Origin of the sequence: Streptomyces lasalocidi (assembly GCF_005280215.1) — a bacterium.
Taxonomy (GTDB): domain Bacteria; phylum Actinomycetota; class Actinomycetes; order Streptomycetales; family Streptomycetaceae; genus Streptomyces; species Streptomyces longwoodensis.
Window position 1 is genome coordinate 2,645,840 of the sequence record NZ_SZNQ01000001.1, and the last position, 15,694, is coordinate 2,661,533.

At 72.2% G+C, this 15,694-nt stretch carries 17 protein-coding genes and 2 tRNA genes; 4 read left to right on the plus strand and 15 right to left on the minus strand.

Annotated elements, in window-relative coordinates:
* The first annotated feature begins 24 nt into the window (after positions 1-24).
* Both E4U91_RS11800 and E4U91_RS11805 read left to right on the plus strand, forming a co-directional pair.
* Positions 25-1,254: a ferric reductase-like transmembrane domain-containing protein gene (locus tag E4U91_RS11800; protein WP_137306816.1), complete on the plus strand. Its 1,230-nt coding sequence runs from the start codon at positions 25-27 to the stop codon at positions 1,252-1,254.
* Positions 1,251-2,861: an NADH-quinone oxidoreductase subunit NuoF family protein gene (locus tag E4U91_RS11805; protein WP_137306817.1), complete on the plus strand. Its 1,611-nt coding sequence runs from the start codon at positions 1,251-1,253 to the stop codon at positions 2,859-2,861. The genes E4U91_RS11800 and E4U91_RS11805 overlap by 4 nt, the downstream gene beginning before the upstream one ends.
* A gap of 135 nt (positions 2,862-2,996) precedes the next feature.
* Here the strand turns inward: E4U91_RS11805 and E4U91_RS11810 are convergent.
* From E4U91_RS11810 to E4U91_RS11825, 4 genes are all read right to left on the minus strand, one after another.
* Positions 2,997-3,069: transfer RNA gene (locus E4U91_RS11810), tRNA-Ala, on the minus strand.
* A gap of 146 nt (positions 3,070-3,215) precedes the next feature.
* A complete protein-coding gene (locus tag E4U91_RS11815; protein ID WP_067241185.1) occupies positions 3,216-3,449 on the minus strand; it encodes a hypothetical protein in 234 nt (77 codons plus the stop codon).
* 3 nt (positions 3,450-3,452) lie between these two features.
* Positions 3,453-3,626, minus strand: a complete 174-nt coding sequence (locus E4U91_RS11820) for a hypothetical protein (protein WP_137306818.1) — start codon at positions 3,624-3,626, stop codon at positions 3,453-3,455.
* A 69-nt stretch (positions 3,627-3,695) separates the two neighbouring features.
* Positions 3,696-5,159 carry an MFS transporter gene (locus tag E4U91_RS11825; RefSeq protein ID WP_137306819.1) on the minus strand — a complete coding sequence of 488 codons (1,464 nt, stop codon included), beginning with the start codon at positions 5,157-5,159 and terminating at the stop codon, positions 3,696-3,698.
* A 166-nt stretch (positions 5,160-5,325) separates the two neighbouring features.
* Here E4U91_RS11825 and E4U91_RS11830 point away from each other — a divergent pair, with 166 nt between their 5' ends.
* Positions 5,326-6,177 (plus strand): helix-turn-helix transcriptional regulator, encoded by an 852-nt coding sequence (locus E4U91_RS11830; RefSeq protein ID WP_137310778.1) that lies wholly within the window; start codon positions 5,326-5,328, stop codon positions 6,175-6,177.
* 94 nt (positions 6,178-6,271) lie between these two features.
* On the opposite strand, the gene E4U91_RS11835 is transcribed toward E4U91_RS11830, so the two are convergent.
* The 7 genes from E4U91_RS11835 to E4U91_RS38070 form a co-directional block, all read right to left on the minus strand.
* Positions 6,272-6,344, minus strand: a tRNA-Ala gene (locus tag E4U91_RS11835).
* 91 nt (positions 6,345-6,435) lie between these two features.
* Positions 6,436-7,104 (minus strand): histidine phosphatase family protein, encoded by a 669-nt coding sequence (locus tag E4U91_RS11840; protein ID WP_137306820.1) that lies wholly within the window; start codon positions 7,102-7,104, stop codon positions 6,436-6,438.
* Positions 7,104-7,547, minus strand: a complete 444-nt coding sequence (gene rsfS, locus E4U91_RS11845; protein WP_137306821.1) for a ribosome silencing factor — start codon at positions 7,545-7,547, stop codon at positions 7,104-7,106. The genes E4U91_RS11840 and rsfS overlap by 1 nt, the downstream gene beginning before the upstream one ends.
* 89 nt (positions 7,548-7,636) lie before the next feature.
* On the minus strand, positions 7,637-9,448 hold the full coding sequence (locus E4U91_RS11850; protein WP_137306822.1) for an LCP family protein: 1,812 nt from the start codon (positions 9,446-9,448) through the stop codon (positions 7,637-7,639).
* A gap of 16 nt (positions 9,449-9,464) precedes the next feature.
* Positions 9,465-10,091 carry a nicotinate-nucleotide adenylyltransferase gene (gene nadD / locus E4U91_RS11855; RefSeq protein ID WP_067241178.1) on the minus strand — a complete coding sequence of 209 codons (627 nt, stop codon included), beginning with the start codon at positions 10,089-10,091 and terminating at the stop codon, positions 9,465-9,467.
* 79 nt (positions 10,092-10,170) lie between these two features.
* A complete protein-coding gene (locus tag E4U91_RS38065; protein ID WP_168218103.1) occupies positions 10,171-10,335 on the minus strand; it encodes a hypothetical protein in 165 nt (54 codons plus the stop codon).
* 110 nt (positions 10,336-10,445) lie between these two features.
* Positions 10,446-10,607: a hypothetical protein gene (locus E4U91_RS38070; protein ID WP_168218104.1), complete on the minus strand. Its 162-nt coding sequence runs from the start codon at positions 10,605-10,607 to the stop codon at positions 10,446-10,448.
* A 126-nt stretch (positions 10,608-10,733) separates the two neighbouring features.
* Between E4U91_RS38070 and E4U91_RS11860 the strand changes: the two genes are divergently transcribed.
* Complete coding sequence (locus tag E4U91_RS11860) at positions 10,734-11,858, plus strand: M48 family metallopeptidase (RefSeq protein WP_137306823.1); 1,125 nt, start codon at positions 10,734-10,736, stop codon at positions 11,856-11,858.
* A gap of 69 nt (positions 11,859-11,927) precedes the next feature.
* Here E4U91_RS11860 and E4U91_RS11865 read toward each other — a convergent pair whose 3' ends face one another.
* The 4 genes from E4U91_RS11865 to E4U91_RS11880 all read right to left on the minus strand — a co-directional run bounded on the left by E4U91_RS11865 (position 11,928) and on the right by E4U91_RS11880 (position 15,656).
* A complete protein-coding gene (locus E4U91_RS11865) occupies positions 11,928-12,998 on the minus strand; it encodes an SCO2583 family membrane protein (RefSeq protein ID WP_137306824.1) in 1,071 nt (356 codons plus the stop codon).
* Positions 12,999-13,096: 98 nt separating this feature from the next.
* On the minus strand, positions 13,097-13,684 hold the full coding sequence (locus E4U91_RS11870) for an SCO2584 family spore wall biosynthesis protein (protein WP_438948337.1): 588 nt from the start codon (positions 13,682-13,684) through the stop codon (positions 13,097-13,099).
* Between the two features lie 106 nt (positions 13,685-13,790).
* The gene (locus tag E4U91_RS11875) at positions 13,791-15,077 is read right to left on the minus strand and encodes a glutamate-5-semialdehyde dehydrogenase (protein ID WP_137306826.1); all 1,287 of its coding nucleotides are present in this window, start codon (positions 15,075-15,077) and stop codon (positions 13,791-13,793) included.
* A gap of 117 nt (positions 15,078-15,194) precedes the next feature.
* Positions 15,195-15,656, minus strand: a complete 462-nt coding sequence (locus E4U91_RS11880; RefSeq protein WP_137310779.1) for a hypothetical protein — start codon at positions 15,654-15,656, stop codon at positions 15,195-15,197.
* Positions 15,657-15,694 lie beyond the last annotated feature (38 nt).

The window sequence follows — 15,694 nt, forward strand, 5'->3', positions numbered from 1 at the left end:
AGGCCGGGCCGATCGGCCTACGGGGTGGCGACGGCTGTCGTCCTGCTGCTCATACCCGTGGTCGTCCTGCTCGGAGGCAACTGGCTCCAGCGGTTCCTCGACTTCGGGGCGGGCGTGCTGTCCCTGGTCAGCCTCACCTCGTCGGTGATCTGGGGACTCGTCGCGCAGGACCGGCTCATCCTCAACACGCGCCAGCGGATCGTGGCGCAGGGCATCCACCGGGTGACCGCCGTCGCCTCGATCGCGTTCCTCCTGATCCACATCACCATCAAGCTGACCCTGGAGCACACCGTCCTGATCGCCGCGCTGATCCCGTTCAGCCTGGGGGTCGAGGGCAGCGGCGGACTGATCGGCCTGGGCTCCCTGGCGGCCCTGCTCATGGTCTTCGTCGGTGTCACCGGCGCGCTGCGCAACCAGTTCGCCTCGCCCGCCCCCGTGGCGGCGCGCTGGCGCGCGATGCACATGCTGGCCTACCCCGCCCTGTGTGCCGCGCTGATCCACGGCCTGTTCGCGGGCCGTGCCGCCAAGCCGTTCTTCATGTTCGCCTACGAGCTGTGCCTGGTCGGCGTCATCGGCGCGCTCGCCCTGCGCGCCGCCCCGCGCCCGTTCAAGCGCCGGGTGGCCGACCGCATCGCCGCGGTGATCGGCAGCGAGGAGCGCTCCGCGCGCGAGGAGCTCCAGGACAGCCGCGCCCGGGCCGCCGAGAGCGGCTCCGCGCTGCCCGGCTACGAGAGCCGCGGCGGCCGCGCCGACACGGCGTCCACGCGCGTGGGGTCCCCGGCGTCGTCGCTGTTCGGCACCCCGGAACCGGGGCCGGCGGACGGCTTCGCGGCCGCCTACCGCGCCGTGGCCACGCCCCCGCGCGGGCAGCAGCCGTACACAGACCAGACGGCCCGCATGGACGTGCCGTTCGACCTTCAGGCCACGGAGGCGGTCCCGCGGGTCGACTCCGGCGGCAGCACCTCCGGCAGCTGGCCGATCCCGTCGCCGCCGCCGGTCGGCGAGGCGCCCCCGTCGGCGTACGACCCGCTCCAGGACACCGGATACACCATCCCGGTCTACGGCAATCCGGGCGCGGCCGGATACGGCGGACGTGACATGTACGACACCGGTGAGACGAACACCCGGTACGGCACGTACAACACGAATGACACGTACAACAGCGGTCCCGCCAATGAACCATCCCCCGGGGCGTCCTTCGACGCGCCGGGTACGGGCGAACCTTGGAACACGCCTTCCGGAGGCTATAGGTGAACGAGGCCCTGCCCGACGTCCCGGAAGTCCGCGTGGTCGGTCTTCCGCAACTCACGTCGGGCTTCGACCTTGTGGAACGACTCGACCTGCCCATGCACCTGAAGGTGCACGGGCCGCTCGAACCGATCGGCGGCGAGAAACTCGCCCAGCTCGCCGAGCGCATCAACCTCAGGGGCCGCGGCGGGGCGGGCTTCCCCTTCCACAAGAAGCTGCGGTCCGTCGCGGACGCGGCGATCAAGCGCGGCGTCCGGCCGGTCGTCGTCATCAACGGCAGTGAGGACGAACCGGCCTGCCGCAAGGACACGGTGCTCATCAACCGTGCCCCGCACCTCATCCTGGACGGCGCCCTGCTGTGCGCCGAGGCGCTCGGTGCCCGCACGCTCGTGGTGGGGGTCACCCGTGAGTCCACCCAGCGCTCCATGGAGGCGGCGCTCGCCGAGCGCGGCCTGAGCAACACCCGCCGCTCCGCGCTGCGCGCCTTCGTGCAGCGCAACCCGGTGCGCATGGTCACCGGAGCCGCCGCGTCGCTGGTCCGCTCGATCGACGGCGGCCCCGCCATCCCGCCCGGCCGCAAGACCAGCGCCTCGCAGAACGGCGTGGGCGGCGCGCCGACCCTGCTGTCCAACGCGGAAACGTTCGCGCAGCTCGCCATCGCCGCCCGCATCGGCCCCGAGCGCTACGGCAACACCGGCCTGTACGACGAGCCCGGCACCGTGATGCTCACCGTCTCGGGAGCCGTCGCCCGGCCCATGGTGATCGAGGTCCCCACGGGCGTGCCGCTGCGCTACGTCCTGCAGCTGGCCGGCGCCCCACCGGTCCCCCAGGGCGTGCTGACCGGCGGCTACCACGGCAAGTGGATCGACGCGGCCACCGTCAACGAGGCGGTGATCTCCCGCAACTCCCTGGACGCGGTGGGCGGTTCGCTGGGCGCCGGCGCCATCCTGCCGATCACCCAGGAGACCTGCCCGCTCGGCGAGTCGCTGCGCGTGGCGCAGTGGCTGGCGGAGGAGAGCGCGGGCCAGTGCGGCCCCTGCTACCTGGGCCTGCCGGCCGCCGCGCGCGGCATGGAGGACATCCTCAACGGCGGCGGCCCCGCCGCCCTCGAAGCGCTCAAGCAGGTCGCCAAGAACGTCAAGCGGCGCGGCGCGTGCTCCCACCCCGACGGCTCCGCGATGTTCCTGGAGTCGACGATCAAGGCCTTCACCGACGACCTGGCCGCCCATGTCCTCGGGAACGGCTGCGGACGGCCCGTGGAGGGCGTTCTCCCGCTCTTCGAGGGGGGCAGGGCGCCCACGGGCATCCCGGGCGGCGCCGAGGCCGAGGAGAACGGCCCCAGCCGCCAGAAGATCTTCGTCGACTGGACCCTGTGCCGCGGCCACGGCCTGTGCGCCGACATCCTGCCGGAGGTCTTCCAGCTGGGCGCCGACGGCTTCCCCACGGTCGCCCAGGCCAACGTGCCGCGCTACGCCGAGGCCAAGGCGCTGCGCGCGGTGCGCCGTTGCCCGGCGCTCGCCCTGCGCATCGAGGAGGACACCCGCGGACAGGCGCCGTCCCGCAACCTCCCCGTGCTCTCCCAGGGCCGCGGCCGACGCGCCCTGGGCCGCTGACGCGCCACGCGCGCGTACGGCGGGCCGCTCCAGTCCGGGGGGCGGCCCGCCGTCGTTTCCGGCCACGCGTGCGCGCGTACGCGTGCGGACACGACGAAGGCGGGCCATCTCACGATGACCCGCCTTCACCAACTGTGGAGCTAAGGAGAATTGAACTCCTGACCTCCTGCATGCCATGCAGGCGCTCTACCAACTGAGCTATAGCCCCTTGCGCCACGCGGCCGAACCGCGTTTCCGGCTTGTCCGCCCGGTCTCCCTGGCGGCGACGCCAACATTACACGGTCCGGGGGGTGGAACACCAAATCGGTTTCGCCGGGTCCGGACCACCCGGCTTCCCCCTGTTCGCGCGGCCGACTAGGCCGTCACGAACGAGTAGAACCGCTTGAGCGTGCAGTGCTCCTCCAGGAGGCGTCCGTAGATCGGCTCGCCCTCGAGTTCGCGGTACGTCTCGATGGGGTCGCCTTTTATGATCAGCGCCCGCGCGCATTCCTCGCACCAGTACTGGTAGTCGGGATTGACCGGCTCCATGTCCCGGACGATCGGGTTGCCGCTCCCGCACCAGTCGCACTTCCGCCTGTGTGCACCCATCGATCAGCTCCAGCTGTGGCCGCAGGACGTGCACACGTACGAGACACCGCCGTTGTCCCCGAGAACCTGGGCCACGTGGGCGGAACCGCAGGAAGGGCAGCTGAGCCGGGTGACCGTGTCCCGTGTCGGTCCCCCGTCGAGGAGGTGACCGCCCTCCTCGAGGATGCTCGCAGGCATCGCTACTCCCTCCCGTCGGGCCGCGCCCCCTTCCGGCCGTTTGATTCTGCCACGGCCGGGCCAATACGGTCAGCGACGCCTCAGTACCAGTCCGGACACGGCACCCAGGGCGGCCGTCGCCGCGAGCGCGGACATGCAGGTCATCAGCGCGTCCGCAGAGGTATACGCCTGCCGGACCCCGAGTGACTCAAGCCGGTTGAAGAACAGTGTGCCGAAGGCCGCCACACCGATCAGCTGGCCGAGCTGCGTCACCGTGGCGAGCAGTCCGCTGGCGTCGGCGGCGTCCTCGGGCCGCACCCCGGCGAGGGCCCGGGTCAGCGTCGGACTGAAGGCGAGGGCGAGCCCCGCGCCGACGCCCGTGTAGGCGAGGTAGACCCAGGCGCCGCCGTGGCTGCCGTGGCGCAGGGCGAGGCCGACGCCGGCCACGGACAGCGCGGTGAGGGTGAACCCGCCGGGGATCAGGAGGCGTTGGCAGACCGCGGGCCAGCGGCGCCAGGTGAGCCCGACCACACCGAACACGGCCGCGGTAGGCGCGAAGGTCAGGCCGGCCCGCAGCGCGCTGTACCCGAGGCCGCCCTGGACGTGCAGGGTGAGCACGAACAGGAAGCCGCCGTTGACCGCCATGACCGCGCCGATGCGCAGCACGGCCAGGCCCATGCCGGGGTGGCGCAGCACCCGGGGCGCGATCAGCGGGGCGCCGCCGCGCCGGGCCAGCCGGGCCTCGTAACGGCAGAACAGCGCGAACACGACCGCGCCGGCCGCCAGGGACAGCCAGGACCACAGCGGCCAGTCCTCCTCCTGGCCGAGCACGAGCGGCACGGTGACCAGCGACACGGCCGCGCCGAGCAGGACCAGGCCGGGGCCGTCCAGGCCGCGCGCCGACTCGACGCCGCCGCCCCGGGGCAGCACCCGGCGGCCGAGGACCAGCAGGACCAGGCCCACGGGCACGTTGACCAGGAACACCGGCCGCCAGCCGGTGCCCAGCAGGTCGGCGCTGACCAGCAGGCCGCCGATCACCTGCCCGGCCGCCGCGCCGACGGCCAGGACCGCCGAGTAGGCGCCCAGCGCCCGCATCCGGGCCTCGCCGGTGAAGGATCGCTGGATCAGGCTGAGCACCTGCGGGATCATCACCGCCGAGCCGGCGCCCTGCACCAGCCGGAAGGCGATCAGCTCGGTGACGCCCTGGGCCAGGCCGCAGGCCAGCGAGGCGGTGGTGAACAGGGCGAGGCCGACGAGGTGGACCCGGCCGTGCCCGAACCGGTCGCCGAGCCGGGCCCCGGTGATCAGCAGCACGGAGTAGGCGATGGCGTAGCCGGCCACGACGAGTTGCAGGTCGGCGCCCGAGGCGTGCAGGTCGGAACCGATGGTGGGGGCGGCGACGTTCACGATGAAGACGTCGAGCAGGGCCATGAACTGGGCCGCGAGCACGACGGCGAGGAGCCGCCGGGGGCCGTTGTCAGTGGTGGGGTTTTCACTGTGAGTAGCGATCGGAGCGGGCGCCGGGACGGGACCCGTTCGGGGTGTGGTCGTCATGCCGTCGAGCGTGACGAGACCTCGATACGGGTGCCGAGTGCCCGCTGATGCTGGTACTGACAGCACCTGGCAGGAACGGGGAGGGGCTTCGACCATGGACGTGACGATGGGGGACGTGCGGATGGGAACCGTAGCGATGCGGGACGCGGCGATGGGGGACGTGGCGATGCGGACGACACAGCGGCGCCGGACCGAGCTGGCGGCCTTCCTGCGGGGCAGGCGGGCGAGGGTGACACCGGCGGACGTGGGGATGCCACCGGGATTCCGGCGGCGGACGCCGGGCCTGCGCCGCGAGGAGGTCGCCCAGCTCTCGGGCGTGGGGGTGACCTGGTACACGTGGCTGGAGCAGGGTCGGCCGATCAACGCCTCGGCGCAGGTGCTGGACGCCGTGGCGCGCACGCTGCGGCTGGACACGCCCGAGCGGGAGCACCTGTACCACCTGGCGGAGGTCCCGTACACGCCGGTGCAGGGGCCGCCGGCCCTGAGCGTGGGGCCCGAGGTCCAGGGCGTCATCGACGCGCTCGTGCCGCGCCCGGCGGTGGTCTACAACGCGCGCTACGACATCCTGGCCGCCAACCAGGTCTACCGCGACCTGTTCCTGGACGGCGGCGGCCCCAGCACCCCGAGGAACGCGCTGTGGACGCTGTTCACCGTGCCGGAGGAGCGCTGCCCGCTGATGTTCCGGGAGACGGAGCTGCCGATGATGGTGGCGACCCTGCGGGCGGCGTACGGACTGCACGCCGGGGAGCCGTCCTGGGAGGAGTTCATATCCCGGCTGTCGGCGGCGAGCCCCGAGTTCGCGCGGCTGTGGCAGGCCGGTGACGTGGCGGAGCGGGGCCGCCGCGTGAAGGTCTTCCGGCACGCGACGGTGGGCGAGCTGCGGATGACGTCCCTGTCGCTGTCGGTCGACGGGATGCCCGAGTGCCGGATCGTCGTCTACACGCCGGACGACGAGGAGACCGAGCGGCGCACGGACCTGCTGCGGCGCCTGTGCGGCGGGGCGCGGGCGGGGCAATGAAAAGATCCCGCCCCTGCCGGGACGGGATCCTCATGTGTCGTTCTACGACCACTGATCTTTGACAACTCAACAGAGTGTCGATCCGGTCGATCTGTGGAGCTAAGGAGAATTGAACTCCTGACCTCCTGCATGCCATGCAGGCGCTCTACCAACTGAGCTATAGCCCCGCGTTCTTCCCGCTCGGCGGGCGAACAAGAAGAACTTTAGCCTGTGACCTGCCGGAAAGTGAAATCCGGGCCCGTTGCCGTCACGGGCCGCTCAGTCGTCGTCGCCGAGGACCGGCTCGGGCAGCGTGCCGGCGTTGTGCTCGAGCAGGCGCCAGCCGCGGGCGCCCTCGCCGAGGACCGACCAGCAGCAGTTGGACAGGCCGCCCAGGCTCTCCCAACTGTGCGCGTCCAGGCCGAGCAGCCGGCCGATGGTGGTGCGGATGGTGCCGCCGTGGCTGACCACCACGAGGGTGCCGTCGTCGGGCAGCTTCTCGGCGTGCCGCAGCACGACGGGGGCGGCGCGGTCGGCCACCTCGGTCTCCAGTTCGCCGCCGCCGCGGCGCACCGGCTCGCCGCGCTTCCACGCGGCGTACTCCTCGCCGTGACGGGCCACGATCTCCTCGTGGGTGAGCCCCTGCCACACGCCCGCGTACGTCTCGCGCAGCGCCTCGTCGTGGGTCACGTCCAGGCCGGTCAGCGCGGCCAGCTCGGCGGCCGTGTCCGCGGCGCGCGACAGGTCGGAGGAGACGATCGCGTCGGGGCCGAGGGAGGCCAGCAGCCGGGCCGCGCGGCGGGCCTGGGCCACGCCGGTCTCGGTCAGCGCGACGTCGGTGGTGCCCTGGAAGCGGCGCTCCACGTTCCAGGCGGTCTGGCCGTGGCGCCACAGGATGACGCGGCGGCCCCGGCCCTTGCGGTCGCTCACCTCACCCGTGGCGCCCATCACCACTCACCGCCCGGCCGGTCGGCGTCCTCGGCGGCCTGGAGCTTGGCGTGCTCCTCCGCCTTGCCGCGGGTCGCGCGGGCGTCCTCGGGCAGTTCGAGTTCGGGGCAGTCCTTCCACAGCCGCTCCAGGGCGTAGAAGACACGCTCCTCGCTGTGCTGGACGTGGACGACGATGTCGACGTAGTCGAGCAGGACCCAGCGGGCCTCGCGGTCGCCCTCGCGGCGCACCGGCTTGGCGCCGAGGTCCTTCGAGAGCCGCTCCTCGATCTCGTCCACGATCGCCTTGACCTGGCGGTCGTTGGGCGCGGAGGCGAGGAGGAAGGCGTCCGTGATCGACAGCACGTCACTGACGTCGTAGGCGATGATGTCGTGCGCGAGCTTGTCGGCCGCCGCCTGGGCGGCCGTGTTGATGAGTTCGAGAGAGCGGTCCGTGGCGGTCACTGCGTGGCTTTCCGTAGGCGGTCACTGGACTCCAAGGGTCTCATGGCCGCCCACGCCTTCCACGCGATCGCCCCGGCCGTCCGGTCGCCCTAGGACGACTGGGGCTCGTAGTCCTCGCCCAGGATCACCGCGACGTCCGCGTTGCCGGGGACGGTGCCCTTCGCCACGACGCCCGCGGACAGGCCCAGGGTCTTGGCGACCTCGGTGGCGTTCTCCTTGTCGGCGGCGTCCGCGTAGAGCACCTTCGAGGTGGCCCGGTCCGTGGCGGCCGTGCCGGCCTCCACGAAGGTGAAGCCGCCGTTGAGGAGCACCACGCGTGCGTCCTCGGTGTCGGCCTTGCGGCCGCTGGCGTTCTGCACGGAGACGCTGACCGCGGCGTCCCGGTCCGGGCTCTTCGCGGTGCCGCCGAGGACGTCCTTGACCACGCTGGCGCTGGCCTCGGCGCTCAGCGTGCCGTCGGCCTGCACCGGGAGGACGGCGGTCTTGTAGTCGCCGCCCTTGGCGAGGTCGGCGAGCTTTGCGAGGAAGGTGCCGAGGTCCTTGTCGGTGAGCGAGGGGTCGAGGATCTGGGCCAGGGTCTGCACGGTGACCGTCGCCGCCTGCGCGTCGGAGGAGATCTTGCGCAGCACGCCCTGCATGACCTGGCCGAACCGCTCCAGCTGGGCGTTGGGGGCCTCGCCCTCGGCGCGGTAGGTGGCGTAGGCGACGGCCATCTTGCCGCTGAGGGTCTGGTTGCCGCCCTTGCGGACGAGGGGGGCGGCACCCTTCTTCTTGGCGGCCGGGTCGGGGACGTCGGTGTCGGTGTCGATCTCGATGGTGCCGACGAGGTCGACGAGGTTCTGCAGGTAGGGCGTGTCCAGGCGCCAGGTGCCCTGGATGTCGGTGCCGAGGACGGTGTCCAGCGCCTCGCGGGTGCCGGAGGAGCCGTCGTCGTCGACGGACTTGGCGAGGGTCGTGGTGGTGCCGTCGTCGTCGGTCAGCACCAGGGCGTTGGGCAGCAGGACGGTGGTGCCCTGCCGGGTGGTGGTGTTGTCGACGAGCAGGGCAGTGGCCGTGCCGCCGCCCGAGGTGTCGTGCAGGTGGACCGCGATCACGTCGCGCTTCTGGGCGGCGGGGGCCGCGGTGGTGCCGGACTTCTTGTCGGACGAGGACGACAGACCGGGCAGCTTCCCGGCGTACCAGAGGTAGCCGACGCCGGCGACGGCGACCAGCGCGAGGACCACGACGAGGGCGACGAGCCGGCTGCGGGCGCGGCGCTTGGCCTCCTCGCGGCGCTCGGTGCGGTTCTCGGTGAAGTTCAGCCAGTCGATGACGTCCTCGGACTCGGCGTCGGGGTCCTCGACGAAGGCGAACTGCTCGGTGTGGTACTCGCGTTGGGGTGCGTCGGCGTCCTGCGACCGCTGGGCGTCCTCGTCGGCGGCGGGGCCGGCCTGCTGCGGGATGTAGGCGGTCTGCTCGGCGACCCGCGACTCGGCCCGGGGCTGCCGACCGCTCGTCGCGCCCTGCCCGTAGGGGTCGTACGCGGGAGCGGGCGCCGACTGAGGGGCGGTGCCGTAGGGGGCCTGGCCGACGGGGTCCTGCCGGCCGGTGTCGTACGGGTCGTACGCGCGGGTGGGGGGCTGCTGGCCGGTGGCGTAGGGGTCGTACCCGTAGCCCTGCTGGTCGTAACCCTGCTGGTCATAGCCCTGGGCGCCGTGCTGGTCGTAGCCGCCCTGGCCGCCCTGCTGCGGGTAGCCCTGCTGGTCGTAGCCGTAGGACTGCTGCTGGGCGTACGGGTCGTAGGACTGCTGGGGCGGGTCCTGCCGGGGCGGCACCGGTCGGTAGACCGGCTGGCCGAACTCGTCGTAGCCCACGAGCTCGTACTGGTCGCCCCCGTACCCCGCGTCGTATCGGTCGTTCACCGGTACCCCTCTCGGCTCACTGGCCGCGGTACAGCTCGCGCTTGTCGATGTAGCGCACGACTCCGTCGGGCACCAGATACCAGACGGGGTCGCCCTTGGCGACTCTCGCACGGCAGTCCGTGGAGGAGATGGCGAGTGCGGGAACCTCCACGAGCGAGACGCCGCCCTCCGGCAGACCGGGGTCGGCGAGGTTGTGCCCGGGACGGGTCACGCCGATGAAGTGGGCGAGGGAGAACAGTTCCTCGGAGTCCCGCCAGGTGAGGATCTGGCCGAGCGCGTCGGCGCCGGTGATGAAGAACAGGTCCGTGTCCGGGTTCAGGGCGCGCAGGTCACGCAGGGTGTCCACGGTGTAGGTGGGGCCACCGCGGTCGATGTCGATGCGGCTCACCGAGAACTGGGGGTTCTCGGCGGTCGCGATGACCGTCATCAGGTAGCGGTCCTCGGCCGGGGAGACCGCGCGGTGGCTCTTCTGCCAGGGCTGCCCGGTCGGGACGAAGACGACCTCGTCCAGGTGGAACTGGGCGGCGACCTCGCTGGCCGCCACCAGGTGCCCGTGGTGGATCGGGTCGAACGTTCCGCCCATCACGCCGAGGCGGCGCTTGCCGGGGTTCGACGGGCCGGTAGGCATGTCCTGCTCTCCCATGCGTGCAGACCCTACCGGCCCGAGCTGAGGGCTCCGGCGGGAGGAGGCCCGCAGTGCCCCGGTACGAGCCCTTGGTGACTCAGCGGTCGCGGTTGAAGCGGGTGGTGATCCACAGCAGGAGCAGCAGGATGAAGAAGGCGCTGCCACCGGTGAGGTAGGGGCTGAGGCTCTCGTGGTTGCCGCCGTGCTCCTCGCCCTCGGCGGCAAGGGTGACCAACTGGGCTGCGGTGCTGTGGAAGCTCATCTTCGTCAGGACCTATCCGGTGTGGGCGGGATAAAGACGTCGGCCCATCGTAAGCGGCGGCCCGTGCGGCGATCACCCCGACTCCGCCGACGGGGAACCTTCGCCGGCGCTCAGTCGTCTTTCCGCTTGTAGCCCCGCAGCAGGAACCACGCGGTCAGCGCACAGCCCAGGATCATCACGACGAGGACGATCCTGAGCAGGTTCCCCGTGCCCTGTTGCTGAGCTGCGGTCGCGGCCTCGGTGAGCCAGGCGGCGGCGGGGTGGTACTCCATGACGGCGGGACTCCTTCGATGTAGTGCCCGTCCACCGTAACTCCGCCTACGCTGGGCCCTGCTTCGGGGGCGCAAAGGGCCGTACAAGGGTCCGCAAAGGCCACTCTCACGCGCATGGGGGAAGACATGTCCGACGACGGTCACCAGCAGAGCGGGCACGAGAAGGTGCCGAGCAGGCAGCGCAGGCGGTTCCCGGGGATCTCCTCCCGCGCGTACGAGCACCCCGCCGACCGGTCCGCGCTGGTCGCGCTGCGCAAGCTGAGCGGCTTCGACACGGTGTTCAAGGCGCTGAGCGGGCTGCTGCCCGAGCGGAGCCTGCGGCTGCTGTTCCTGTCCGACTCGGTGCGGGTGTCGGACCAGCAGTTCGCGCACCTGAACGACATGCTGCGGGATGCCTGCTACATCCTGGACCTGGAGAAGGTCCCGCCGATGTACGTGACCCAGGACCCGCAGCCGAACGCCATGTGCATCGGCCTTGACGAGCCGATCATCGTGGTCACCACGGGCCTCGTCGAGCTGCTCGACGAGGAGGAGATGCGCGCGGTCGTCGGCCACGAGGTGGGGCACGCGCTGTCCGGTCACTCCGTGTACCGCACGATCCTGCTGTTCCTGACCACGCTGGCGCTGCGGGTGGCGTGGATCCCGCTGGGCAACCTCGCGATCATGGCGATCGTGACGGCGCTGCGGGAGTGGTTCCGCAAGTCGGAGCTGTCCGCGGACCGGGCCGGCCTGCTCGTCGGGCAGGACCTGCGGGCGTCGATGCGCGGCCTGATGAAGATCGCGGGTGGCAACCACCTGCACGAGATGAACGTGGACGCGTTCCTCAAGCAGGCCGAGGAGTACGAGGCCGGGGGCGACCTGCGCGACTCGGTGCTCAAGATCCTGAACGTCCTGCCGCGCTCGCATCCCTTCACCACGGTGCGGGCCGCCGAGCTGAAGAAGTGGGCCGAGTCCCGCGACTACCAGCGGCTCATGGACGGGCACTACCCGCGGCGCAGCGAGGACAAGGACACGTCGGTCACGGACTCCTTCCGGGAGTCGGCCAATCACTACGCCACGCACGTGAAGTCGTCCAAGGACCCGCTGATGAAGCTGGTCACGGACCTCGCGGGCGGCGCGGGCGACCTGGGCGGCCGGGTCCGCCGGGGCTTCGGCGGCTTCGCCGCCACCCCGCCGAAGGACCAGACGTCCAGGAACGGGACCACGACGGAGGAGCCCCCGGCCGACGCGCCGCCGCGCGACGAGGACTGAGCACGCGGGCGCGAGGAAGCAGGACCGACGAAGCAGGCCCGAGCGCGGGACGGCGGGGCGAGCCGAGTCTTACACCCTCGGCTGGGCGCTCGTCGCCAGGGTGCCGCACAGGGCCGTGGCGCTGCCGGTGGCGTAGGGGTCCGTGCCGGCCGGGCCGCCGGTCCTGGCGGTCTGGCCGGCCAGCAGCGGCCGCAGGTGGTGGGTGGAGTCGTCGGTGCAGGACAGCGGGCCGGCCTGCACGTAGGAGACGATCAGCTGCGTCTGGTGCAGGCGCAGGTCCTCGCGGTCGAAGCGGAAGTGCAGCTCGCGGCGGACGGTGAACAGGGAGGCCGCGGCCTTGCTGTCGGCGCCGCTGGGGCGCAGGGCGTAGACGAAGGTGTGGTCGGCGGTCACCTCGAGGGTGGCGGCGTCGGTCTCGGCGGCCTGGAGCGTGCCCTGGACGCGGACCTTGCGGTCGGCGAGCTCGACGCGGGCCGGGTCGAAGCGGACCAGCCAGCCGGTCGGGGCGTGCCGTCCGTCCGCCATGGGGTGCGAGAAACTCTCGTCGAACTGGTCCAGCTGGTCGGGGTCGATCAGCACCCGCGCCGGACGCACCTGGTCCCCGGTGAGGACCTCCGGGTAGAGCGAGGACCGCACGATGTAGTCCTTGGCCGTGGTCAGCGCGGTGACGACCTGGCTGTCGGAGAAGTGGGCGGTGCGCCGGGAGGCGGGCAGCGTGATGCCTTCGGCGCCGAGGCGGAACTGGGCGGCCGGGCTGTGCGCGTACAGGGCGTCGGTGTCGGCCGTGCCGGGCACGGCGATCTGCGGGGCGAGCGGGATGACCGTCATCCGCAGCGGCTCGACGGGCTGCCGTGCGCCAGGGCTCTGGTAGGGGTGGCGGACGCCCATGTAGATCGCGGTGCCGAAGGCGAAAGCGATCAGGACGAACAGGGCGAGCAGCTGGCGGGTGAGGCCGCGGTGCAGGGGCGGGCGGCGGCGCACGGCGGGCGCGTGGTCGGCCATCCGCTCCTCGGCGGAGAACTCCTGGAGGCGGGCAGCACGGACGAACGATTCGTCGAACACGACGGATCGGTACTCGTCCTCGCCACCTCCGGGAGCGCCCTCGGGTGTCCCCTCCGGTGGGTCGCCAGGCCCGCCCATACTTTGAGAGTAGGTCGCGAGGAGCCCGGGTAAACGCCGGGCTGCGCGACAAGTTCTGACAGGTTCTCACCCGCCCGGGGGCGCCGGCACGGCTGGTTTCAGGGGGTGCGCGGGACCGCCGAGACGGGGGGCCGGGAGAATTCGGCGTCGGCCGACGGGGTGACGCGGCTGCCCTGTTCCAGGCCGGTCGTGGCGGGCGGCGGGGCCTGGTCGCGGTCCCCGGAGGAGGCACCCCGGTAGACGGCGGCGAAGGCCAGCGCGACCATCCCGACACCCATCACCAGGGCGAGCATCCAGGCGACGGGACGGTGCCAGCGGGCCACCTGTCTGCCGTACGGGCCGGAGGCGCCGTACGAGTGGTCGAGGAGGTCGGCGTCGTCGAGGTCGTCGAAGTCCCGATCATGGCCGAAACCGCCGGATCCACCGGCTCCGTCGGAGCCGAAGGCGTCGTCGTAGCGCTCGGCGCGGCTGCGGGCGCGGCGGGTCTCGGCCTCGGCGGCCTCGGCTCTGGCCTGGGCGGCGGCAAGGAGGCGTTCGACGGCGGTCGGCTCGTGGACCGGGGCCGCCCGTACGAAGTCCTCGTCGAAGACCACGGAGGCGAACTCTTCGTCCGACACCCCGCGGTCGTGGTCGTCGTCGGGCTCCCAGCCGTCCGGGAACGGCGTGCCCCCCACGTCCTCCGGCACGGGTCCAGCGTAGACCTGGGGGGTCAATTTGGGCAGACGGTACGGAGATTCATCCGTCTGGTGAGACGCCTCTCACGAAGCGCCGCGGACGTCCCGCCCGGGGGGCTCAGCGGCGGACGTGGCCGTCGCCGGTGACGATGTACTTGGTGCTGGTCAGCTCGGGCAGGCCCATGGGGCCGCGGGCGTGCAGCTTCTGCGTGGAGATGCCGATCTCCGCGCCGAAGCCGAACTGGCCGCCGTCGGTGAAGCGGGTGGAGGCGTTCACGGCGACGGTGGTGGAGTCGACCAGCTGGGTGAAGCGGCGGGCGGCCTGCTGGGAGGTGGTGACGATCGCCTCGGTGTGGCCGGAGGTCCACAGCCGGATGTGCTCGACGGCCCGGTCGAGGGAGTCCACGACGGCGGCGGCGATGTCGTGGGAGAGGTACTCGGTCTCCCAGTCCTCCGGGGTGGCCTCGACGACGGTGGCCCGGGAGTCCTTGGCGTGGGCCATGACCCGCTCGTCGGCGTGGACGGTGACCCCGGCGTCGGCGAGGGCGTCCAGGGCGCGCGGCAGGAACTCGGCCGCGATGTCCTGGTGGACCAGGAGGGTCTCGGCGGCGTTGCAGACGCTGACCCGGTGGGCCTTGGAGTTGATCAGGATGTCGACGGCCATGTCGAGGTCGGCCTGGGCGTCGACGTAGACGTGGCAGTTGCCGGTGCCGGTCTCGATCACGGGGACGGTGGACTCGTTGACGACGGTCCGGATCAGGGAGGCGCCGCCGCGCGGGATCAGCACGTCGACCAGGCCCCGGGCGCGCATCAGCTCGCGCACGCTGTCGCGGCTCTCGCCCGGCACCAGCTGGACGGCGTCGGCGGGCAGTCCGGCGCCGCCGACGGCGTCGCGGATCACCCGGACGAGGGCGGTGTTCGACTCGTAGGCGGAGGCGGAGCCGCGCAGCAGGACGGCGTTGCCGGACTTCAGGCAGAGGGCGGCGGCGTCCACGGTGACGTTCGGGCGGGCCTCGTAGATGATGCCGACGACGCCGAGCGGGACGCGGACCTGGCGCAGGTCGATGCCGTTGGGCAGGGTCGAGCCGCGGACGACCTCGCCGACCGGGTCGGGCAGGGAGACCACGTCGCGCACGTCGGAGGCGATGGCGCGCACCCGCTCCGGGGTGAGGGTGAGCCGGTCGACGATCGCCTCGCTGGTCCCGGCCTCGCGGGCCTTGGCGACGTCCTGGGCGTTGGCCTCGACGATCTCGCTCGTGCGGACCTCCAGCGCGTCCGCGATGGCGAGGAGGGCGTCGTCCTTGACGGCACGCGGCAGCGGCGCGAGGTCGGCCGCGGCGGCCTTGGCCCGGTAGGCGGCCTGGGTGACCGGGGACATCGAGTCGTACGGCGAGAGCGTGGTCATGGAGGAAGGGTAGTGCGCCGCGCGGGCGCGTTCACGGCGCGTTCCACGTCCCGAGACGACTCCCCCGCGCGCGTTCCACGTCCCGAGACGACTCCCCCGCGTCACGGACGAGGTCACTCAAAAGGGATGCACGCCCACCGGCGCCGCGGGCGGTGGGCCGTAGCCCTCGGCGATGCGCTGGTGGTAGGTCTCGCGGTCGATGACCTCCAGCCCGACGATCTCCCAGGGCGGGAGCCCGGCCGACTGGCGGTGCTCGCCCCACAGCCGCAGCGCGACGGCGGCGGCGTCGTGCAGGTCGCGGGCCTCCTCCCAGTAGCGGATCTCGGCGTGGTCGCCGGCGTAGCGGCTGGTCAGGAGGAAGGGGTGGTCGTGGGCGAGCTGTTCCAGGGACCGGCGCAGGTCCACCAGCGGGACCTCCTCGCCGGAGACGCTGAGGGTGACGTGCCACAGCCGGGGCAGGTCCTTCGGCTCTTCGTACCGGTCGCCCGCGGCCACGCTGGTCAAGGTGCGCTCCTCCCGCGCCGGCCGCGACGGGGAGTCGTTCGTGCCGCCACGGGCCGCCGGCATCCCAGGGCGCACTCGTCCCACGACGGCCTCCTTCACGCATGCGCAGCGCT